Annotated in this window: 16 protein-coding genes; 4 read left to right on the forward strand and 12 right to left on the reverse strand. The window is 73.1% G+C overall.

Translation table 11 applies throughout. From position 1 onward, the window contains the following. Positions 1–5: 5 nt before the first annotated feature. Complete coding sequence (locus ACFZAX_RS02075) at positions 6–659, reverse strand: response regulator transcription factor (RefSeq protein WP_275491683.1); 654 nt, start codon at positions 657–659, stop codon at positions 6–8. Between the two features lie 381 nt (positions 660–1,040). Here ACFZAX_RS02075 and ACFZAX_RS02080 point away from each other — a divergent pair, with 381 nt between their 5' ends. Continuing rightward, a complete protein-coding gene (locus ACFZAX_RS02080) occupies positions 1,041–1,214 on the forward strand; it encodes a hypothetical protein (protein ID WP_327178405.1) in 174 nt (57 codons plus the stop codon). Positions 1,215–1,369: 155 nt separating this feature from the next. On the opposite strand, the gene ACFZAX_RS02085 is transcribed toward ACFZAX_RS02080, so the two are convergent. Then, positions 1,370–2,170, reverse strand: a complete 801-nt coding sequence (locus ACFZAX_RS02085) for an inositol monophosphatase family protein (protein WP_390958142.1) — start codon at positions 2,168–2,170, stop codon at positions 1,370–1,372. Positions 2,171–2,261: 91 nt separating this feature from the next. Continuing rightward, positions 2,262–3,389 carry a ferrochelatase gene (locus ACFZAX_RS02090; protein ID WP_390958144.1) on the reverse strand — a complete coding sequence of 376 codons (1,128 nt, stop codon included), beginning with the start codon at positions 3,387–3,389 and terminating at the stop codon, positions 2,262–2,264. Positions 3,390–3,646: 257 nt separating this feature from the next. Between ACFZAX_RS02090 and ACFZAX_RS02095 the strand changes: the two genes are divergently transcribed. Beyond that, complete coding sequence (locus ACFZAX_RS02095) at positions 3,647–4,963, forward strand: D-arabinono-1,4-lactone oxidase (protein WP_390958146.1); 1,317 nt, start codon at positions 3,647–3,649, stop codon at positions 4,961–4,963. A gap of 84 nt (positions 4,964–5,047) precedes the next feature. Here ACFZAX_RS02095 and ACFZAX_RS02100 read toward each other — a convergent pair whose 3' ends face one another. Further along, on the reverse strand, positions 5,048–6,163 hold the full coding sequence (locus ACFZAX_RS02100; protein WP_390958148.1) for a hypothetical protein: 1,116 nt from the start codon (positions 6,161–6,163) through the stop codon (positions 5,048–5,050). 529 nt (positions 6,164–6,692) lie between these two features. Here ACFZAX_RS02100 and sepH point away from each other — a divergent pair. Beyond that, positions 6,693–7,736: a septation protein SepH gene (gene sepH, locus ACFZAX_RS02105; protein ID WP_390958150.1), complete on the forward strand. Its 1,044-nt coding sequence runs from the start codon at positions 6,693–6,695 to the stop codon at positions 7,734–7,736. A 70-nt stretch (positions 7,737–7,806) separates the two neighbouring features. On the opposite strand, the gene ACFZAX_RS02110 is transcribed toward sepH, so the two are convergent. Then, a complete protein-coding gene (locus ACFZAX_RS02110; protein WP_390958152.1) occupies positions 7,807–8,637 on the reverse strand; it encodes a rhodanese-like domain-containing protein in 831 nt (276 codons plus the stop codon). A 252-nt stretch (positions 8,638–8,889) separates the two neighbouring features. Here ACFZAX_RS02110 and ACFZAX_RS02115 point away from each other — a divergent pair, with 252 nt between their 5' ends. Next, the gene (locus tag ACFZAX_RS02115) at positions 8,890–9,666 is read left to right on the forward strand and encodes a VOC family protein (protein ID WP_390958153.1); all 777 of its coding nucleotides are present in this window, start codon (positions 8,890–8,892) and stop codon (positions 9,664–9,666) included. Between the two features lie 72 nt (positions 9,667–9,738). On the opposite strand, the gene ACFZAX_RS02120 is transcribed toward ACFZAX_RS02115, so the two are convergent. The 7 genes from ACFZAX_RS02120 to ACFZAX_RS02150 form a co-directional block, all read right to left on the reverse strand. Next, positions 9,739–10,707 (reverse strand): AsnC family transcriptional regulator, encoded by a 969-nt coding sequence (locus ACFZAX_RS02120; protein WP_390958156.1) that lies wholly within the window; start codon positions 10,705–10,707, stop codon positions 9,739–9,741. A gap of 153 nt (positions 10,708–10,860) precedes the next feature. After that, positions 10,861–12,399: an MFS transporter gene (locus ACFZAX_RS02125; protein ID WP_390958403.1), complete on the reverse strand. Its 1,539-nt coding sequence runs from the start codon at positions 12,397–12,399 to the stop codon at positions 10,861–10,863. Positions 12,400–12,670: 271 nt separating this feature from the next. Further along, positions 12,671–13,621 (reverse strand): substrate-binding domain-containing protein, encoded by a 951-nt coding sequence (locus ACFZAX_RS02130; RefSeq protein WP_390958158.1) that lies wholly within the window; start codon positions 13,619–13,621, stop codon positions 12,671–12,673. A 798-nt stretch (positions 13,622–14,419) separates the two neighbouring features. Continuing rightward, a complete protein-coding gene (locus ACFZAX_RS02135; RefSeq protein WP_390958159.1) occupies positions 14,420–15,070 on the reverse strand; it encodes a thymidine kinase in 651 nt (216 codons plus the stop codon). A 62-nt stretch (positions 15,071–15,132) separates the two neighbouring features. Continuing rightward, complete coding sequence (locus tag ACFZAX_RS02140; RefSeq protein WP_390958161.1) at positions 15,133–16,320, reverse strand: alkaline phosphatase family protein; 1,188 nt, start codon at positions 16,318–16,320, stop codon at positions 15,133–15,135. Further along, positions 16,320–16,943, reverse strand: a complete 624-nt coding sequence (locus ACFZAX_RS02145; RefSeq protein ID WP_390958163.1) for a DUF5998 family protein — start codon at positions 16,941–16,943, stop codon at positions 16,320–16,322. The genes ACFZAX_RS02140 and ACFZAX_RS02145 overlap by 1 nt, the downstream gene beginning before the upstream one ends. Before the next feature lie 58 nt (positions 16,944–17,001). After that, positions 17,002–19,962, reverse strand: a complete 2,961-nt coding sequence (locus ACFZAX_RS02150; RefSeq protein WP_390958165.1) for a GNAT family N-acetyltransferase — start codon at positions 19,960–19,962, stop codon at positions 17,002–17,004. Between the last annotated feature and the right edge of the window lie 453 nt (positions 19,963–20,415).

Raw genomic sequence — 20,415 nt, forward strand, 5'->3', positions numbered from 1 at the left:
ATCGCTCAGATCCGGTAACCGGAACCGGGGACGGTGACGATGACCGGGGGCTCGCCGAGTTTGCGGCGCAGCGTCATGACGGTCACCCGTACGACGTTGGTGAAGGGGTCGGTGTTCTCGTCCCAGGCCTTCTCCAGCAGCTGCTCGGCCGAGACCACCGCGCCCTCGCTGCGCATCAGCACCTCCAGCACGGCGAACTCCTTCGGCGCGAGCTGGATCTCCTGCTCGCCCCGGAAGACCTCGCGGCGGTTGGGGTCGAGCTTGATGCCGGCCCGCTCGAGGACGGGCGGCAGCGCCACCGTCGTACGCCGGCCCAGCGCGCGGACCCGCGCGGTCAGCTCGCTGAAGGCGAAAGGCTTGGGGAGGTAGTCGTCGGCCCCCAGCTCCAGTCCTTCGACCCGGTCGCTGACGTCCCCGGAAGCGGTGAGCATGAGCACCCGGGTGGGCATGCCCAGCTCGACGATCTTGCGGCAGACGTCGTCCCCGTGGACGAGCGGCAGGTCCCGGTCGAGGACCACGACGTCGTAGTCGTTGACCTCGACCCGTTCCAGGGCCGCCGCTCCGTCGTAGACCACGTCGACGGCCATCGCCTCGCGGCGGAGTCCGGTGGCCACCGCGTCGGCGAGCAGCTGCTCGTCCTCGACGACGAGTACGCGCACGGCACTGTCCCTTCTCAGATGTCGTTCCCACGGACGTTCCGCACGTCCGGGAAGGGCCCGGCCGGCCCCTTGTCGGGGCACGTCGGGCCGACTGTTCGCGACCATCCTGCACGCAACGCCCATAAACCGGCGGTAAGGCGACCCACGGCGACCTGCGGGTTCGAGACGAATCGAAGAAGGGGGCATATTCGCGGGCGAGTTGAGGTTTCTCCCTCTGCGGGCTCGGGGAGGACGCATTTACACCCGCGATCACGCCACGTAAGTGGCTCGCCACTGCCGCCCCTTTTCCCGGAGGGGCCGCGTGACCGACGGCACTCGGGACCAGGCCCGAGACATCCCGGCACACCCCCGTGCCACCGACCCACGCCGAGGGGGCGCTTCATGGACGCTTTCACCGCAGGTCTGCTTCACCGCATCAGGACGACCGAGTCCGACCTCACCCGTGCCCGCGAGACGGGCGACGACTTCCTCGCGGACGTCGAGCAGAGCGAACTGGACGATCTGCTGCGCCTCGCCGCCGAACACGGCGTCGAGACCGGCGCCACCACCGTCTGACCCGAGAAAGACCCGCACCCGGGAGCCGCACGCACCACCGAGCCGCAGCACAGGAGCCTCACCCCCGCGGATCACCCGCATCACGTGAGAACGCCCGCCGGATCCTCCCGAAGGAGATCCGGCGGGCGTTCTCGCGCATCCGGGCCCGGTCGGCATCAGTCGTGCCAGGCACCCAGCTCTTCGAGGAGGGCCTGGAGCGGCTCGAAGACGCCCGGCGAGGCGGCGACCGTCAGGTCACCGTCGGCCGGCAGCCCCGGTCGCCCGCCGGTGAGCGCGCCCGCCTCGCGGGCGATCAGGTCTCCGGCGGCCAGGTCCCAGGGGTGGAGTCCGCGTTCGTAGTAGCCGTCGAGCCTTCCCGCCGCCACGTCGCACAGGTCGATGGCGGCCGAGCCCCCGCGCCGGATGTCCCGCAGCCGGGGGATGAGCCGCTGGGCGACGTCGGCCTGGTGGGTGCGGACGGTGGTGACGTAGTTGAAGCCGGTCGACACGAGCGCCTGGTCCAGCGGCGGCGCGGGGCGGCAGCGCAGCGCGGTGCCGTTCACGTACGCGCCGCCGCCGCGCACCGCGTGGAAGGTCTCGCCGCGCATCGGCGCCTCGACCACGCCCACGACCCGCTCGCCGTCGAGTTCGGCGGCGATGGAGACCGCCCAGGTCGGCAGGGAGTAGAGGTAGTTCACCGTCCCGTCCAGCGGGTCGATGACCCAGCGGACGCCGCTGGTGCCCTCACGGCTCGCACCCTCCTCACCGAGGAAGCCGTCCTGGGGCCGGTGCTCGGAGAGGTAGCCGGTGATCAGCTTCTCGGCGGCGATGTCCATCTCGGTGACGACGTCGATGGGGCTCGACTTGGTGGCGGCCACGCCCAGGTCGGCGGGGCGGCCGTCGCGCAGCAGGGCGCCCGCGCGGGTGGCGGCGGTCCGCGCGAGGTCGAGGAGTTCGACGAGCAGGGGGTCGGTCACGGTACTCCCAGGAAGTCGGGGTCGGGCACGGGCGTCGGCGGTATGACGGCGGATCGGTTCCCGTCCGGCTGTCCGGGCCGGGGCGGCGCGGTCAGGAGAACGGGCTGTCGGCGCCCGCGGCGGCCGGCTTCGGCGCGCGCGCCGGGCAGCAGCCGACCGGGCAGAGGTCGTGCGAGGGGCCGAGGGCGCCGAGCGCGCAGCGGTCCACGCGGTACCCCTGTTCGGTGGCGGCGCGCTCCAGCACGAGGTCGCGCACGGCGGCGGCGAAACGCGGGTCGGCTCCCACGGTGGCGGACCGCCGGACGGGCAGCCCGAGCTCGGCGGCCTTGGCGGTGGCCTCGGTGTCGAGGTCGTAGAGGACCTCCATGTGGTCGGAGACGAACCCGATGGGAACCATCACGACCGCCGGGACGCCGTCGCCGTGCAGGGTCTCCAGGTGGTCGCAGATGTCGGGCTCCAGCCACGGGATGTGCGGGGCACCGCTGCGGGACTGGTAGACGAGCTGCCAGGGGTACGCGACGCCGGTCTCCTCAAGCACCGCCCCGACGATCGCCCGGGCGACATCGAGGTGCTCGGCGACGTAGGCCCCGCCGTCGCCGTGGTCCTCCACCGGCCCGGAGGTGTCGGCCGCCGACACCGGGATGGAGTGCGTGGTGAACGCCAGGTGGGCTCCGGCGCGCTCCTCGTCGCCGAGGCTCGCGAGCGAGGCGAGCACTCCGTCGATCATGGGCCGGACGAAGCCGGGATGGTTGAAGTAGTGGCGCAGCTTGTCCACGCGCGGCACCGTCAGACCCTCGGCCCGCAGGGTCTCCAGCGCGTCGGCGAGGTTCTCGCGGTACTGCCGGCATCCCGAGTAGGAGGCGTAGGCGCTGGTCGCGAGGGTGAGGATGCGACGGTGTCCGGCCTCGGTCATCTCGCGGAGGGTATCGGTCAGGTACGGGGCCCAGTTGCGGTTGCCCCAGTGGACCGGGAGGTCCAGGCCGTGGTCGGCGAAGTCCTTGCGCAGGGCCTCCAGGAGGTCCCGGTTCTGGCCGTTGATCGGGCTGACGCCGTCGAAGAGGAAGTAGTGCTTGCCGACCTCCTGCAACCTCTCCTCGGGGATGCCCCGGCCGCGGGTGACGTTCCGGAGGAACGGAACCACGTCGTCCGGGCCTTCGGGGCCGCCGAAGGAGAGCAGCAGCAGGGCGTCGTAGGGAGCGGGATCGCGCAGATCGGACATGGCTCCGATCCTGCCATCCGCCGGCGGGAGCACCGCAACCGACATCCGCCCGGACCGCCGGGGCGGGGTGGGCGGCGGGCGCGCCCCGCGGCCGTGAGTATGATCCCCCTCCAACTGGCCGGGAACATGCCGTTCCTGGTCGTGACGTTCCCTGCCCCGGGCCCGGCCGCCGCACCGTCGGCGGATCACCACGAAGGCCCTTGCCGCACCGGTTGCGGTGCCTCGCGGGCCGGCGCAGACGGGAAGGCGTGGGGAAGATGACCAGCACCGACGCGACGACGACCGCGTGGCGCAACTGGGCGGGGAACGTCACCGCCCGGCCGGTACGGGAGGTCTCGCCGGCCTCCGTGGAGGAGCTCGCCGCCGCCGTGCGCCGGGCCGCCGAGGACGGCCTGCGGGTGAAACCGGTCGGCACCGGTCACTCCTTCACGGCGGCGGCCGCCACCGACGGGGTGCTCGTCCGCCCCGACCTGCTCACCGGCATCCGCGGGATCGACCGCGAGGCGATGACGGTCACCGTGGAGGCGGGCACTCCGCTCAAGCGGCTGAACGCCGCTCTCGCCCGGGAGGGCCTGTCGCTCACCAACATGGGCGACATCATGGAGCAGACGGTCGCCGGGGCGACCTCCACCGGCACGCACGGCACCGGGCGCGATTCGGCGTCCATCGCCGCCCAGATCCGGGCCCTGGAGCTGGTCACCGCGGACGGAACGGTGCTGCGCTGCTCCGAGCGGGAGAACCCGGAGGTCTTCGCGGTCGCACGGATCGGGCTCGGCGCGCTGGGCGTGATCACCGCGATCACCTTCGCCGTGGAGCCGGTCTTCCTGCTGACCGCCCGCGAGGAGCCGATGACGTTCGACGCGGTGACCTCCGGCTTCGACGAGCTGGTCGTCGAGAACGAGCACTTCGAGTTCTACTGGTTCCCGCACACCGGGAACTGCAACACCAAGCGCAACAACCGCAGCGCCGGCCCCACCGCCCCGCCCGGCCGGATCAGCGGCTGGATCGAGGACGAGCTCCTCTCCAACGGGATCTTCCAGGTGGCCTGTTCGGTGGGCCGGGCCTTCCCGGCGGCCATCCCCTCGATCGCCCGGATATCCAGCCGGGCCCTGTCGGCCCGTACGTACACCGACATCCCCTACAAGGTGTTCACCAGCCCGCGCCGGGTGCGCTTCGTGGAGATGGAGTACGCCCTTCCGCGCGCGGCGGCCGTGGCGGCGCTGCGCGAGGTCAAGGCGATGGTGGACCGGTCGCCGCTGCGGATCAGCTTCCCGGTGGAGGTCCGCACCGCTCCCGCCGACGACATCGCCCTCTCCACGGCGTCCGGCCGGGAGAGCGCCTACATCGCCGTCCACCTCTACCGGGGCACGCCCCACCAGGCGTACTTCACGGCGGTCGAGCGGATCATGACGGCGCACGGGGGCCGCCCGCACTGGGGCAAGGTGCACACCCGGGACGCCGCGTACCTCGCGGAGGTCTACCCGCGTTTCGGCGAATTCACGGCGGTACGCGACCGGCTCGACCCGGACCGGGTGTTCGGCAACGACTATCTGCGGCGCGTGCTGGGCGACTGACGGGCCGCCGCACAGGACGGAGCCCCGGCCGCCGCCCTCACGGGGCGGCGGCCGGGGCTCCGTCGGCAGCCGGTACGGGTGCGATCACTCCCCGCCGGTGTCGCCGCCGGCTGCCGGGTCCTCGGTGGCCGTGCCGGTGCCGTCGGCGGTCTGTTCGGGCGCGGTGCTCGCGCCGTCGCCGGACGACTCGGGCGCCGGCGTCCGCGAGGGCGCCGGGGTGGTGGCGCCGTCGGTCGGCGAGGGGGCGGGGACGGTGGACGCGCCGTCGTCGTCGGTGGTCGCGGGGGCCGACGCGCCGTCTCCGTCCTGGCCGGTACCGGTGCCGGTGCCGGTGCCGGGAGTGCCACTCGGTCCGGTACCGGGCTGTTCGTCGCCGGTGCCGGGTTCCGTACCGGCCGGCGGTCGCGGATCGGCCGTGCGCGCGTCGCCGCCCCGGACGACGGAGCCCACGGTCGTACCGTTGCCGCCGCTGAGGTCGTTGCCCGAGACCAGCTCGAAGCCGGTGATCCCGAGCATCGACACCACGAAGACCACGACGGCCGCCACGACGGGCTTCCGCCGGCTGCGGCGGGCGGTGCCGTGGGTGGTCGCCGCCGAGAACCCCTCGTCCGGTCCGCCCTCCCCCGGGGGCAGCCCGGGACCGGTGATCCGCAGCTGCCGGGTGGCGTCGTCCGGCTCGCCCGCCGTGGCGGGGACGGCCCGCAACAACCGGGTCCGGTCCGTGTCCGCCGCGGCGGACGGGCGGAGCATCCGCGTCCGGTCCGCGTCGGACGGCCGGGCGCGGTCGATCAGCCGGGTGCGCTCCGTCAGCAGGGTGCTGTCGATCGTCTGCGCACGGTCGATCACCCGGGTACCGGTGGGGTCGCCGTCGGCACCTGCCGGGACGTACGTGGCACCGCGGCGGCCTCGCGTCGTCTCGCGGGTCCGTACGGCGACCTGACGGCCCCCCGGGTTGGTCACCTGCACGGTGACTTCGCGGATCTGCTCGCCCGTGCGGCGGAAGAAGTGCTGGAAGACGGAGCCTCCGCAGGTGGCGACGATGCTCATCACGCCCGCGCCCAGGATCGTTCCGTACACCCCCAGCTGTGAGGCCGCCACGGCGGCCGCGACCGCGGCCACGGCGCTGCCGGCGACCTGCGGCACATTCAGGTCTATGCGCCTTTCCTTCGTTTTTATGTCTCTTTCCGGCTTCTGCACCATGACCAGCCCTTGCTTGACATCTCTCCCACCCTGCAACAGGAAGAGACCTTTGTGCGGAGTGGATAGTTCCGTTTCTGGTGATTCTGTGAAGCAGGACACGGGGCAGGGGCAAACGGACGGCGATTGGGTAGGTCCACCCTCATGCCCGCCGTCAACCAGCGTCGCCGAGGACACCCGTCGACAACTCGGACGGCGTGCCGGTCCACCCCGGTGGCCCGAATGGAGTACTGTGACGAGCCCTGGGGCCGGACTCCCGCAAGGGTGATCCGGGTCCTGCGGGAGGGGGCCGAAGGCGGCACTCGAACCGGCGGCGCCGACGCATCGCACGGAGACTCGTTGCACAGGGCGACCGCACCGGTCGTTCTGCGTCACCATGGGTAACCGTGTCACGGAGGCGTACCAGGGCCAAGGCCCGACACACGCCGGGCAACTTGGCAAGGTTGTGGCAGGCTGCACCCGGGCAGGCCACACTCGACTAGCGGAAGCAGCGACGCACGTGACGTCGGCAGGCACCACCCGGGAGGTCCCCATGCCCGAACTGCGTGTCGTGGCCGTCTCCAACGACGGCACACGACTGGTGCTCAAGGCTGCGGACAGCACGGAGTACACGCTTCCGATCGACGAGCGTCTCCGTGCCGCGGTGCGCAACGACCGCGCGCGGCTCGGACAGATCGAGATCGAGGTGGAGAGCCACCTCCGCCCGCGGGACATCCAGGCCCGGATACGAGCCGGTGCCTCCGCCGAGGAGGTCGCCCAGTTCGCCGGGATTCCCGTCGACCGTGTCCGCCGCTTCGAGGGCCCCGTGCTCGCGGAGCGCGCTTTCATGGCCGAGCGGGCCCGGAAGACTCCCGTACGCCGTCCCGGCGAGAACACCGGCCCCCAGCTCGGCGACGCGGTACAGGAGCGTCTGCTGCTGCGCGGCGCGGACAAGGAAACGGTTCAGTGGGACTCCTGGCGTCGCGACGACGGCACCTGGGAAGTACTGCTGGTCTACCGCGTCGCGGGCGAACCGCACTCCGCGAGCTGGACCTACGACCCGCCGAGGCGGCTGGTCCAGGCCGTCGACGACGAGGCGCGCTCGCTCATCGGTGAGTCGGACGTCACCGCTCCGGAGCCGAGCTTCCCGTTCGTACCGAGGATCGCCCGGCTGCCCCGGGACCGGCCGCTGGACCGGGCCCTGGACCGGCAGATGGACCGGCACGCCGAACCGGAGGAGTTCTCCGCCCCGACGGCCGCCGAACGCGATTCGCTGACCAGCCTGCTGGAGGCGGTACCGAGCTTCCGGGGCGACATGGTCGTACCGGAGCGCCCCTCGCAGCCGGAGCCCGCGGCGATCGAACCTGCCGCCGAGGAGCCGGCGGCGGACGATCCGCCGGCCGCCGCCGCGTCGGCGGGCGCCGGGTCCGCGTACGCCGACGTGCTGATGCCGCGCGCCGTCGCGGGTCACCGGGACCGGCTCACCGGGACCACCGACCGTCAGGCGGAGGCGGACGGCGTCCGCCCGGGCCGCCGGGCCGCGGTGCCCAGCTGGGACGAGATCGTCTTCGGGACCCGGCGCAAGAAGCAGGACTGAGGCTCTCGGGGCTGGCCCCGGACGGTCGAAGGCCCCCCCGCGGTGCGCGTGCGGGCCTTCGGCCGTCCGTCTACTGGGGCTCCGGTCCGGTCGCGACCGGGCGCGACTCGTCGGAGGACCACTCCGACCAGGAGCCCGGGTACAGCGCCGCCCGCAGGCCCGCGATCTCCAGGGCGAGCACCTCGTGGGCGCCGGAGACGCCCGAGCCGCAGTAGACGCCGATCTCCCCGCTCCCGGAGGCACCGAGGGCGGCGAAACGGTCGGCCAGCTGCCCGGCCGGCAGATAGCGGCCGTCCTCGCCCACGTTCTCACCGGTCGGGGCGGACAGGGCGCCCGGGATGTGGCCGCCCACCCGGTCGATCGGTTCGACGTCGCCCCGGTAGCGTTCGCCCGCGCGCGCGTCGAGCAGGAGGCCGGTCCGGGCCAGGGCCGCCGCACCGTCGGCGTCGAGCACCGGCAGCGCCCCGGGCTTCGGCCGGAAATCGCCCTCGTGGGGGCGTGGAACGTCGGTGGACAGCTCGCCGTCCCACGCAGCGAGCCCCCCGTCCAGCACCCGGACATCCTCGTGCCCCGCCCAGCGCAGCAGCCACCAGGCGCGGGCCGCGGCCCAGCCCTGGCCGCCGTCGTAGACCACCACGGGCCGGTCCGGGGAGACTCCTGCCCTGCGCATCGCGGCGCCGAAGCTCTCCGGGTCGGGCAGCGGATGACGGCCGCCACCGGCTCCGGCCGGTCCGGCCAGCTCGGTGTCCAGGTCGACGTAGACGGCACCGGGGAGGTGACCCTCCTCGTACGCGGCCCGGCCGTTGGGGCCGCCCAGCTGCCAGCGGACGTCGAGGAGCACGGGCGGGCGGGGCCCCGCCGACTCGCCCGCGTATTCGGATGCGGTGATGATGGGCTTCATGAGGGCCATCCTCGCGCAGGGACCGGCCCCGGCGTGTGGTGTCCCCATGGACGCGGACATGAAAACCGTCGTAGCGGATAAATCGGCCGAGTTCTGCCGAGAACGCGCGGCGCGGCCGGTGTGTCTCCCGGCCCCGGTGGTGCGAGCATCGGGACGGGTCGGGACAGCGTTGACGAGCCGTACCGCACCTTTGGACGGCGGACCGGACCCGATCCGCCGCACGGCCACCGATGGTCCGAGGAGCGAAAGACGATGACCGAGGCTGTCTCCCGGCGCATGCCCGGCACGCCCTGCTGGGTGAGCCTGATCGTGCATGGCCTGAGCGCCACCCAGGACTTCTACGGCGCGCTCTTCGGGTGGGAGTTCAAGCCCGGCCCCGAGCAGCTCGGCCCGTACGTGCGCGGCCGGCTCCAGGGCGAGGAGATCGCGGGTATCGGCCAGCTGCCCCCGGACCGCCATCTGCCGATCGCCTGGACGACCTATCTCGCCACCGACGACGCGGACGCCACCGCCGAGACGATCCGGTCCTGCGGCGGCACGGTGGCGGTCGGCCCTCTCGACGCGGGCCCGGCGGGCCGTCTGGCCATCGCCTCCGACCCGAACGGGGCGGTATTCGGTCTCTGGCAGGCCGCCCGGCACGCGGGGACGCGGCTCTGGGGCACTCCCGGCACCCCGGTCTGGAACGAGCTGGTCACCCGGGAGACGTCCTCGGTCGCCAAGTTCTACCAGGCGGTGTTCGGTTACGAGACCCAGGCGGTCGTCTCGGCCGACTTCGACTACCAGACCCTGCACCTGGACGGCCGTCCGGTCGCGGCCCTGCACGGAGTCGGGCACGCCCTGCCGCGCGACCGGGGGCCGCACTGGATGACGTACTTCGAGGTCGAGGACACCGACGAGGCGGCCGCCCGGGTCGTCGAACTCGGCGGGCACATCCTCCAGCCGCCGCGCGAGGGGACGAGCGGCCGGCTGGCCACGGTCTCGGACCCGGAGGGCGCCGTGTTCACCATCGTCCGGAGTGGCGAGAGCTGACCGACGGCCTGTCGGTCCCGGACGACCCGACGGTCCCGGACGACCCGACGGTCCCGGAGCGGCGGGGACGGGTCAGCGGTGGGGGTCGTAGGTCAGCGCTTTGACCTGACGCAAGGTCAGCACGGTCTCGGCGTCCCGCACTCCGGGGATCGCGCCGATGCGATCCGTCAGGTACGCGTACAACTCCTGGGTGGTCCGGCACTGGACGGCGGTGACGAGGTTCGCGCGACCGCTGACCGCCGCCGCGAACCGCACCTCGGGGTGGTCCGCCAGGATCCTCCCCACCCTGACCAGATCGCCCGGCGCCACGGTGAGCCAGAGCATGGCCCCCACGTCGTGGCCGAGCGGTTCGTGGTCGTACTCGACGTCGAAGTAGAGGACCCCGGTGCGGCGCAGCCGGTCCAGTCGCCGCTTGACCACCGATTCGGACTGGCCGGTCCTGCTCTGGAGTTCGGCCATCGGCGCCCTTCCGTCCCGGCGGAGCACGCCGATCAGCGCCTCGTCCACGCCGTCCAGGGCCACGGGCCCGGCGGGAGGCTCGCCGAGTCCGGGCCGCAGCGCCTCCTCCTGCGCGGCGGTCAGGGCGCTGATCTTGCTGAGCCAGCCCAACGGGCCGCCGTAGAAAGGGTTCAGTACGCAGTGGGCGCTGACCGAGACGACGCGCGGGGTGCGCGGCAGCCGTCCGAGCAGGAGTTCGTCGCACTCCTGCTGGGTGCGCGGCCGCATGGCGCACATGACCTCGGTGCCGCCGGACATGAGCCCGATGTAGGAGGTGTCGGCGCGGCGGGCGAGCGCGGTGGCGAGCGGCTCCGCGGCATCGGGCGTGCAGCGCAGCCGGACGATCCAGCTCGGCCGCCCGAGCCTGGTCTCGTCGGTCATCCCGAGCACCCGGAAGCCGGTGTCGCGGCGGAGCCCGGTGAAGCGGCGCGCGACGGTCTTGTCCGAGACGCCCAGGACTTCGGCGATCCGTACGAAGGAGGCCCGCCCGTCCAGTTGAAGGGCCTGCATCACCTTCAGGTCCAGGGCGTCGGGCAGGGCCACCGTCGTTCTCCGTTCCGTCTCGTTGCCGTCCGGGCCCTTCGACGGCCCGCCCCCACAGCATGCCTGCTCGTCCGGGACATGCCGGTGGGGGCGGGAACGCGTTCCCCCGGTGTGGGTACCGGCCGGGGTGGGCCCAGGGGCCGCGCGGGTTCGTCAGGCGTTGGCGCGTGCTTCGCCCGCGGCTGCCTCGGCGCCTTCGCGAGTGCTTCCGGCGGCGGGTGCGGACCCGCGGGGGCGCAGGGTGACCGCCGCGACGATCGCGCCGCAGAGCATGAGGACCGCCGAGACCACGAGGCAGAGATGGAGGCCGTCCACGAAGGAGAGCGAGAGCGCGTGGAGGGCACGCCCCGTGTCGGCGCCCAGCGGCATTCCGGCGACGGCTTCGAGGCCGCCGCGGTCGACGGCCTCGGTGATACGGGTGCCGGTCACCCCCGTCAACCCCTGATCGGTCAGGTGTGCGGGGAGGGCTCCCACGGCCTCGGTGGTCAGCAGCGCGCCCAGGATGGCGGGGCCGAGGGCGGCTCCGACCTGGCGGAAGGCGTTGTTCCCTGCCGCCGCCATGCCGGCCTGGTGCGGCGGCACGGAGCCCACCGCGGTGGCCGTGATGCAGGGGAAGGCGATGCCCAGGCCGATGCCGAGCAGGGCGAGCCGCCAGGCCAGCGAGGCGAAGGTGGTGTCGATGCCGATCGTGGTCAGCGTGCAGAGTGCCACGGTGGTGATCAGCAGCCCGCCGGTGATGAGAAGGCGGGCCGAGAGCCGCTGGGTGAGCCGGCCGAAGACGGCGCCCAGCAGGATCGGCATGATCGTGACCATGAGCAGGCGCAGGCCCGCTTCCAGGGTGCTGAGCTGCTGGACCATGCCGAAGTAGAGGCTGAGCACGAAGAAGAAGCCGATCAGCCCCAGGAAGCTGATCATGACCACCAGTGTCGAGCCGGTGAAGGCGGGGCTGCGGAAGATCCGCAGATCCAGCATCGGGCTGTCGCTGCGGCGCTCCGCCAGCACGAAGGCGGTCCCGCCGACCACCGCGAGCGCCAGGGCGACCACGACCTGCGGCTCGGTGAAGGAGGTGGCGCCGCCTTCGATGACCCCGTAGACAAGAGCCGTGATGGCCACGGCCGCGGTGATCTGGCCGGGCCAGTCCAGCTTGCGGGGGTACGGCGACCTGGACTCGTCGAGCAGACGCGCACCCGCGGCCATGGCGGCGAGGGAGAGCGGGATGGGCAGGAGGAAGATCCACCGCCACTGGGCGTGCGCGGTGATCGTGCCGGCGATCAGCGGGCCGACGGCGAGCGCCCCCATGAGGCACGTCGTCCACAGGCCGATGAACTTGCCGCGTTCGCGGTGGTCGGGGACGACGTGGCTGATGAGGGCGAGGGTCATCGGCAGCAGGGCTGCGGCTCCGGCCCCGGACAGGGCCTGCCCGACCCAGATCACGGCGATCGACTGGGCACAGAGCGAGACCGCGGCACCGACGGCGCAGAGGGCGAGCCCGGCCTGGAAGACCTTCTTGCGCCCGTGCACGTCGCCGAAGACTCCGGCCGTCAGGATCAGGGCGGCCACGGGCAGGACGAAGGCGTCCGAGACCCAGGAGAGGTCCGAGGTGGAGGCACCGAGTGCGCCCTGGATGACGGGCAGGCTCACCGACACCGTCGTGACCGGGAAGTAGGCCACGAACACGCCTATGCAGGCCATGATCAGTGTGGCCGCTCGCCCGTCGGGGGCGCGGCCGGCGGTCCGGGGTGTGCTGTTCACGAAATCTCCTCTGCGGCGACGCCCGCCGCTGTCTGTCGATGCCAGACGGAACTATGCGGACGGAACCTCTCCGGAGCCAGCCGATGGGCCCCGAAGCCGGATTCTCGACGTTCACGGGCACGGAATGCCGGATTCTCGACATCTCCCGGGGCTCCGACAGCCTTCGGGCCGGAGGCGCGCCGACCCGTCGCCGGTGACCCCCTCCGGACCGTCAGGAACAGTACGCGGGCGCCTCCTCCACGTTCCCCCGGGTGATGAGGCGGATCGGTGCGGAGGCAACCTTCTCGACGGCCTCGCCCGCCATCAGACCGAGAGCGTTTCGTACGGCCAGCTTCCCCAGGTCCGCCGCGGAATTGGCCACCGTGGCGGAGAGCCGCCCGTCCTTCACCGCGGCGAGTCCCTCGTCGGTGCCGTTGACCGTGACGATCTTGACGTCGGCGCCTGCGGCGTCGAAGACCTGCCGGGCGCTCAGAGCCATCTCCTCGTTCGCCACGAAGGCGTAGTCGAGGTCCGGATAGGCCTCGATCATGTCTCCTGCGGATTCACGGGCCTTGGCCGGGTCGAACAGCCCCGGGAGGTCCGAGACCAGCTTCGCGTTGGCGGGAAGAGCCTGCTCGAACCCGGCGACCATCAGGTCCGAGGCCGCCCCGGGAGCTCCGGCGATCACCCCGACCTTGACGTTCCGCCCCGCCGCGTCCCTCTCCACCCACCCCGCGTCGAGCGCGCCGAGCCGGCCGAGGTCCACGACCACCGCGCCGAGAACCCCCGAAAGGTCGTCCGCGTTCACCGAGGTGAGGAAGATCGGGACCCCGGCGGCCCGCGCCTTGGCCACGTCCACGTCGAGGGTGTTCACGTCCACGGTCTGGACGATCAGCGCGTCCACGCCCCGTGCGATCAGATCTTCGATGTTGGCGAGCTCGGTGACCGGGCTCTGCCGCGAGTCGGCGACGACGAGGTGGACGTTCCGGGATCGCGCGGACTGCTCCATCGCCTTCCGCAGACAGGTGTGGAAGACGGTGTCGGCCCCGTTGACGAAGCCGATCGTCGCCGAACCGTCGTCCCCGCCCGTACCGGAGTCGGCCGGGGAACACCCCGCGACCAGGGCGGCCAGCGCGGCTGCTGCGGCGAGCCGACCGGGGACACTGCGCGGCGAAGAAGTCATGGTTCGGCCTTTTCTGCGGTGGGCGGAGGCACGAGGGGTGGGCCGCGCGGCCGGTCCCGGTCCGGCATACGGTCCGGCGGGGCCGGGGACGTGCCCGGACGGCCGGGAACGGCGGGGCCGCCGGGCGGACCTGCCGAAAGGAGCCGATGCCGTCGCCCGGACGCCCCGGACGTCCGGCGGCGGCGCACAACGTAACGCGCGGAAGGCCCGGCCGACCCCCGAGCGGCGCGCAAGGTGTGCTTGCAGGACACGGGACCGAACGACGGGCGCGCCGAACGGCGGGGTCGGGGGCGGGCACCGAACGACGGAGCGTCGGCGCGGAGGCGGGGCGCGGGAGGCGGGGCGCGGGAGACGGGGCGCCGGAAAAGCTCCGCGGCGGCGGTGGTGAACACCTCGTCCTTCCCCAGCAGAACGCGCGTGCCCGAGGTGCGGCCCTCGCCGGGCCACCACAGCTCGGCGGCGGTGCCATGGGCCCCGTCGCCTTCCAGCAGTGCCCGTACACCGACGTGGTCGAGAGTCCAGGAGACGGCCGCCGAGTTTCTGGTCGGGCGCCGCAGCACCCCGGGTCCACCCCGGGCCTGGGGCGCGGCGGCGAGTACCTCGTCGCGCGTCATGCCCGGCAGGATCGGCGCGACTCCGCGCGGCGGGTCGAGTGCCAGATCCGTGGCCCGTCCCCAGTCCTGCGGCGCTCGCGCCCCGCCGCTCCAGACCGCCATGTCAGGGGGCGCCCCGTACCGTCCGACCCATCCTCCGGAGAACGGCCCGGTACTCCTTGCCGGGCCGCGGCCTACTGCGGGGTCAGGCCGGGTTGACCGGGAGGACGTCCGGCGACAGCGCGCCCGCGTGGGCCGCGGCGGAGGTCGTGCGGCGCCGGTGGTGACGGCGGCACAGCACCTCGTAACCGACCTCCTTGGCCGGACGGTTGACGTCACCGACCACGACCTGTTCGCCCTCGACGACCATTTCGCCGCCCACCGTGCGGGCGTTGTGCGTGGCCCGGGCGCCGCACCAGCACAGCGCCTCGACCTGGAGGTGTTCGAGTCGGTCGGCCAGCTCGATCAGGCGCTGCGATCCGGGGAAGAGTTTCGTACGGAAGTCCGTGGTGATGCCGAAGGCGTAGACGTCCATCCCGAGGTCGTCCACGATCCGGGCCAGCTGGTCGATCTGCTGCGGGGCCAGGAACTGCGCCTCGTCCACGATGACGTAGTCCGCCTTGCCGCCCTGGGACAGCTGGTTCACGACGTACGCGTAGAGGTCCATGCCGTCGGCGGCCTCGACGGCCTCCGTCACCAGCCCCAGCCGCGAGGAGAGCTTCCCCTCCCCCGCCCGGTCGTCGCGGGTGAAGATCACGCCCTGAAGGCCGCGCGCGGACCGGTTGTGCCCGATCTGCAGGGCCAGCGTGCTCTTTCCGCAGTCCATCGTTCCGGAGAAGAACACAAGCTCGGGCATGAGAGGTCGAACGCCTTTCGACATGGGGGGACGGTGTGGGGCGCGCCGGTGGGGCGGCAGCGTCAGGTGCGGACTTCGAGGAGGGGGACGAGCTGCTCGACCGGGGTCAGCGAACCGTGCATCCCGACCATCATGGACTCGTGCGGCTCGTTGGACGAGGCGGTGATCACCACATCGTCGTGAGCGGCGGCGACCACGTCACCGATACGGCCGTACACGCGCTCGTCGACCTCGGGGCCGAACCAGCCGGCGGCGATCGCCTCCTCCCGGCTCGCCACCCAGAACTGCTCGCCGAGCACTTCCTGCCAGACCGTCAGGACGTCGGCCTGTGCTCCGGGCACGGCGTAGACGTGGCGGGCGCGGCCTTCTCCGCCCAGCAGAGCGACGCCCGCGCGAAGCTCCCAGTCCTCGTCGAAGTCGATGCGCGACTGCTCGTCGAACGGGATGTCGATCATGCCGTGGTCGGCGGTGATGTAGAGCGCCGAGCGGGGCGGCAGCTGCTCGGCGAGGCGCCGGGCGAGTCCGTCCACGTACATCAGCTGCCCGCGCCAGGCGTCGGAGTCGGTGCCGAAGCGGTGGCCCGCGCCGTCGACCTCGCTGTAGTACGTGTAGACGAGCGAGCGGTCCCCGGCGGCGAGCCGCTGGGCCGCTACGTCCATGCGCTCTTCCCCGGCGAGACGCCCCAGGAACGAGCCGCCGCTGAGCGCGACCTTGGTCAGCGGGGTCTGTTCGAAGTCGGGCGCCGAGACCTGGGCCGTACGCACTCCCGCCGCGTCGGCGAGGCTGAAGACGGTGGGGTACGGCTGCCACACCTTCGGCGAGGTCCAGGGCTTCCAGCGGAGCTGGTTCATCAGCCCGCCGGTGGCCGGATCACGCACGGTGTACCCGGGCAGTCCGTGCTTCCCGGGCGGCAGGCCCGTACCGACCGAGGCGAGGGAGGTCGCCGTCGTGGCGGGGAAGCCCGCGGTGATGGGTCGCCCGGTGCCGCCGCGCGAGGTGGGCAGCAGGGAGTGCAGAAACGGGGCTTCGTCCGGGTGCGCCGTGATCTGCTCCCAGCCGAGGCCGTCGATCAGGAAGACGCAGTTGCGGTCGGCCGGGGTGAGCTCCGGGATCGACGCGGTGAAGCCGGGCACCTCCTGCCCGGCCACGAGGGTCGGCAGCAGGTCCGCGAGGGATCCGGTGCCGTACTCGGGCACGGGAGCGGTGTCGAGCGGGAGGAGTACGGGGTCCTGCCAGGCGGGCTGGGCCATCAGCGCTTGGTCGCCGTGTTGGCCGCCGTGGCCGCCGTGGCTGCCGTGGCTGCCGTGGCCTCACTGAGTGCCTGGGCGAAGGCGAGCGTCTGCCGCACGGTGTCCGGGCCGTCGCCGGCCTCGCTGACCCGCAGGCTGAGGTCGTCGGCGGTGGAGCTGCCGGTGTAGCCGTGGTCGGCGTCGCAGTCGGGGTCGCCGCAGGCGGCCGGCTCCAGGTCGATCCGGGAGACCGCGCCCCAGCCGATGGTCAGGACGACCTCGCGGGGCAGCGAGCCGGGCACGTACTTCTCGGGGTCCGCCACGACACGGCTCACCACGACGGACGAGATCCGGCCGAGGTGCACGGACTCCGTGGAGGTCGTCGCGTACGGCGTCGGGGACTCCGTCTCGGAGGTCTGTTCGTCGGTGTGGCTGACGATGAAGCGGGTGTCCGTCAGGACCAGGACCGTGGCATGGCGCCGGACCTCGTTGGAGTCGAAGGTCGTCTCCTGGTGCACGAGGTACGAGGCGACCGGCTCCCCGCCGACGGCGGCCTCCACCGCCTCGGCCACGAGGGCCGGGTAGTAGCCGCTGCGCTCGATCGCCGCGCGCAGCCCCTGGGTCGTCGTACCGGTCTTTGCCATGACCCCCATCTTACGGGCCCCGGTGACCGCCGGAAACGCTACCGGGAGGGGTGGCCGGTCAGTAGTTCGGGAGCCGGCGGGGGCCGAGGTCGGTCCGCGCCGGAGGCGGGGCGAGCCGCACGCTCGCACCGAGGACGGTCAGCCCCTGCGTGGCCACCACGACCGGCTCCAGGGTGACCGAGACCACCTCGGGATGGTCGTCGACCAGGCGGGAGACCCGCAGCAGCAGCTCTTCGAGCGCCCGGGTGTCGACGGGCGAGGACCCGCGCCAGCCGAAGAGCACGGGTGCGGCGCGGATGGAGCGGATCAGTTCGGCGGCGTCCCGGTCGGTGGCCGGAACCAGCCGATGGGCGATGTCCCCGAGGAGTTCGGAGGGGGTGCCCGCGAGGCCGAAGGAGAGCACGGCTCCGGCGGCGGCGTCGATCGAGGCCCGCACCACGGTGTCGACGCCCCGGGGTGCCATGGACTGCACGACGGGCTGGAGTTCGGCCGGTTTGCCGAGGAGTTCGGTGAGTTCGCCGTACGCCCGGCGCAGCGCGTTTTCCCCGGCGAGGTCCAGTCGGACGCCGCCCAGGTCGGCGCGGTGGCGCAGATGGGGTGCGGTGGTCTTGAGGGCGACCGGCCAGCCGAGCAGGGCGGCGGCGGCCACGGCGGCGTCCGCGTCGGGGGCGGGGAGCGTGGCCCGTACGTCGATGCCGTAGCGGCCCAGCAGCCCCCGGGCCTCGTCGTGGCCGAGCGGACGGCCGCGCGGGTCGGGGTCCGGGCCGAGCAGCGCGTCGATGAACGCGGCGGTGCCGGGCTCGTCGATGGTGTCGTCGAGGAACTCGGGCACCCTGCCCGGCGCGGCTGCCTGGCGGCGCCACTGGGCGTACTTGACCGACTCGCTCAGCGCGCGGACGGCCCGCTCGGCGGCCGGGTAGGCGGGGATGCGGCCGGTGGGGGCGGGCGTGTGGGCCCCGGGTTCCACGGACGATCCGGCGGCGGGTGGCGGTACGGAGGCGGGCGTCCGTTCGGGGGCGGGCGGGCGCGTCGCCGCCGTACCGGAGGCCGGTCGGGAGGACGGGGTGACCGCCGGATCCGTGTCCGGTGCGGGGTGTCCGGGAATGCGGTCGCCCCGGGGCGCCGCTTCTGGCGGGCGGGTGCCCGCCGTGGCCGCCAGCGCCTGGGCGAGTCCGCCGATCTCCAGGTGGACGACGGCCACCGGCTTGGCCGGGCCGGCGGTGCGGGCCGCCACGGCCTCGTGCAGGGCTGCCGCCAGCACCTCCCCGTCGCCGCTCTGCAGCTCGCCCTCGCCCCCGACCAGGGGGATCGCGGTCACGATCACCGCGTCGCAGGCCGGGTCGGCGAGCGCCTCGGCCAGGGCCACGCGGAAGTCCGCGGGTCCGGCCGCCGTGGTCAGGTCCCGGGGTGGCCGGGGCCGCAGTCCCTCCGTGAGGCAGGCGTCGTACGTGAGCAGCCCGAGCGACTCCGAGTTGCCGAGGATCGCCACGCGCGGGCCCGCGGGCAGCGGCTGGTCGGCGAGGAGGAGGGCCGCGTCGATCATCTCGGTCACGGTGTTCACGAGGATCACGCCCGCCTGGCGCATCAGGGCGGAGACCGTGGCGTCGGGAATGCGGCTGACGGGCACGGCGTGGCCGGGCGGGGTGGCGCCGCTGTGCCGGGCGCCCTTGACCACCACGACCGGTTTGACGGCGGCGGTGCGACGGGCGAGCCGGGTGAACTTGCGCGGGTTGCCGAGCGACTCCAGGTAGAGCAGGGCGACATCGGTGTCGGGATCGTCGAACCAGTACTGGAGGAAGTCGTTGCCGGAGATGTCGGCGCGGTTCCCGGCCGAGATGAAGGTGGAGAGCGCGGCGCCGCGCCGGTGCAGACCGGAGAGGAGCGCGATACCGATGGCGCCGGACTGGGTGAAGAGGCCGATACGGCCGGGCGCGGGCGATTCGGGGGCGAGCGAGGCGTTCATCCGGACGGCGTCGGAGGTGTTGATGACACCGAAGGCGTTCGGACCGATGATCCGCATGCCGTAGGAGCGCGCCTGGCGCAGCAGCGCGCGCTGGCGCTCGCGGCCCTCGGCTCCCCGCTCGGCGTAGTCGGCGGAGAGGACAACCAGGCCCCGCACCCCGTGCTCGCCGCAGTCCGCGACGGCTTCGGGGACCCGTTCGGCCGGGACGGCGAGGACCGCGAGGTCGACCGGTTCGCCGATGGAGCCCACCGAGCGGTGCGCGGGGACCCCGTCGACGCCGGCCTGCTCGGGGGCGAAGGCGTGGTTGACGGCGTACAGGCGCCCGGTGAAGCCGGAGTGCCGGAGGTTGCGGAGCACGGTCCGGCCCACTCCGCCGGGGGCGCGGCCGGTGCCGACCACGGCCACCGAGGCGGGGGCCATGAGCCGCTGGACGGAGCGGGCTTCGGCGCGCTGTTCGCGGGCGCGCTGCACGGCGAGCGACTCGGCGGTGGGTTCGATGTCGAGCGTGAGGTGGACCGACCCGTCCTCGAAGCTCCGCTGCTGGGTGTAGCCCGCGTCCCGGAAAACCTTGATCATCTTCGTGTTGGCGGGCAGCACCTCGGCGGCGAAGCGGCGGATGCCCCGCTCCCGGGCGACGGCGGCGATGTGTTCGAGCAGCACGGAGGCGACACCGCGGCCCTGGTGGGCGTCCTGGACGAGGAAGGCGACCTCGGCCTCGTCGGCGGGCGCGGAGGCGGGCCGGCCACGGTCGTCGATCCGGTCGAAGCGGACGGTGGCGATGAACTCCCCTCCCACCGTGGCGGCCAGCCCCACCCGGTCGACGTAGTCGTGGTGGGTGAAGCGGTGGACGTCCCGGTCGGAGAGCCGGGGGTAGGGGGCAAAGAAGCGGTAGTACTTCGACTCGTCGGAGACCTGCTCGAAGAAGCTGACCAGCCGTCCGGCGTCGTCCGGGGTGATGGGCCCGATCCGGGCGGTGCCGCCGTCCCTCAGCACCACGTCTGCCTCCCAGTGGTCGGGGTACGCGTGATGCGGACTCTGCTCCGGCGTGGGCTGCATGGGCCAAGCGTACGGCGGTCCCGTGCTCCGGGACGGGTCCGCGCGGGGCGACCCGCGCGGACGGGGTGTACGGACGGGTGGCCGGCCGGCCGGACCACGGCCTGCACGACCGCTCGCGGGACCGGCCCTCCGGTCGTCCGTCCGACCGCCCCTGCGGCCGCTCGTCCGGTCGGGTCCGGTTACCCGTCCGGCCACGGTCCGACGGACCGTCCGGGGCACCGGCCGGCAGCCGTAGGGGCATCGTTCGACCGGCTGTTCGGCCACCGTTCCGGCCGGCCACCGGGCCGGCGTCCGAGGTTGGCGCTCCGGGCCGTACGGGCATCGCCGCGGCCCGGCACGGGTCGCGGCGGATTCGGTGCCGGGGCAGGCTGGGAAGCCCACCGGGCGGCTCCGCCGCCGGGAGGGTACGCAGGCCCATGCCCCCATGACACAATGGTCTAGACAAATCAATTA

The sequence above is a fragment of the Streptomyces sp. NPDC008125 genome, from assembly GCF_042957125.1.
Taxonomy (GTDB): domain Bacteria; phylum Actinomycetota; class Actinomycetes; order Streptomycetales; family Streptomycetaceae; genus Streptomyces.

What these genes read in the sequence shown, in the direction of transcription:
- ACFZAX_RS02125 (WP_390958403.1), bottom strand. Translation starts at nt 12,399, where the DNA reads ATGGCCTGCATAGGCGTGTTCGTGGCCTACTTCCCGGTCACGACGGTG.
- ACFZAX_RS02115 (WP_390958153.1), top strand. Translation starts at nt 8,890, where the DNA reads ATGACCGAGGCTGTCTCCCGGCGCATGCCCGGCACGCCCTGCTGGGTG.
- ACFZAX_RS02090 (WP_390958144.1), bottom strand. Translation starts at nt 3,389, where the DNA reads ATGTCCGATCTGCGCGATCCCGCTCCCTACGACGCCCTGCTGCTGCTC.
- ACFZAX_RS02140 (WP_390958161.1), bottom strand. Translation starts at nt 16,320, where the DNA reads ATGGCCCAGCCCGCCTGGCAGGACCCCGTACTCCTCCCGCTCGACACC.
- ACFZAX_RS02110 (WP_390958152.1), bottom strand. Translation starts at nt 8,637, where the DNA reads ATGAAGCCCATCATCACCGCATCCGAATACGCGGGCGAGTCGGCGGGG.
- ACFZAX_RS02145 (WP_390958163.1), bottom strand. Translation starts at nt 16,943, where the DNA reads ATGGCAAAGACCGGTACGACGACCCAGGGGCTGCGCGCGGCGATCGAG.
- ACFZAX_RS02135 (WP_390958159.1), bottom strand. Translation starts at nt 15,070, where the DNA reads ATGCCCGAGCTTGTGTTCTTCTCCGGAACGATGGACTGCGGAAAGAGC.
- ACFZAX_RS02100 (WP_390958148.1), bottom strand. Translation starts at nt 6,163, where the DNA reads ATGGTGCAGAAGCCGGAAAGAGACATAAAAACGAAGGAAAGGCGCATA.
- ACFZAX_RS02095 (WP_390958146.1), top strand. Translation starts at nt 3,647, where the DNA reads ATGACCAGCACCGACGCGACGACGACCGCGTGGCGCAACTGGGCGGGG.
- ACFZAX_RS02130 (WP_390958158.1), bottom strand. Translation starts at nt 13,621, where the DNA reads ATGACTTCTTCGCCGCGCAGTGTCCCCGGTCGGCTCGCCGCAGCAGCC.
- sepH (WP_390958150.1), top strand. Translation starts at nt 6,693, where the DNA reads ATGCCCGAACTGCGTGTCGTGGCCGTCTCCAACGACGGCACACGACTG.
- ACFZAX_RS02150 (WP_390958165.1), bottom strand. Translation starts at nt 19,962, where the DNA reads ATGCAGCCCACGCCGGAGCAGAGTCCGCATCACGCGTACCCCGACCAC.
- ACFZAX_RS02080 (WP_327178405.1), top strand. Translation starts at nt 1,041, where the DNA reads ATGGACGCTTTCACCGCAGGTCTGCTTCACCGCATCAGGACGACCGAG.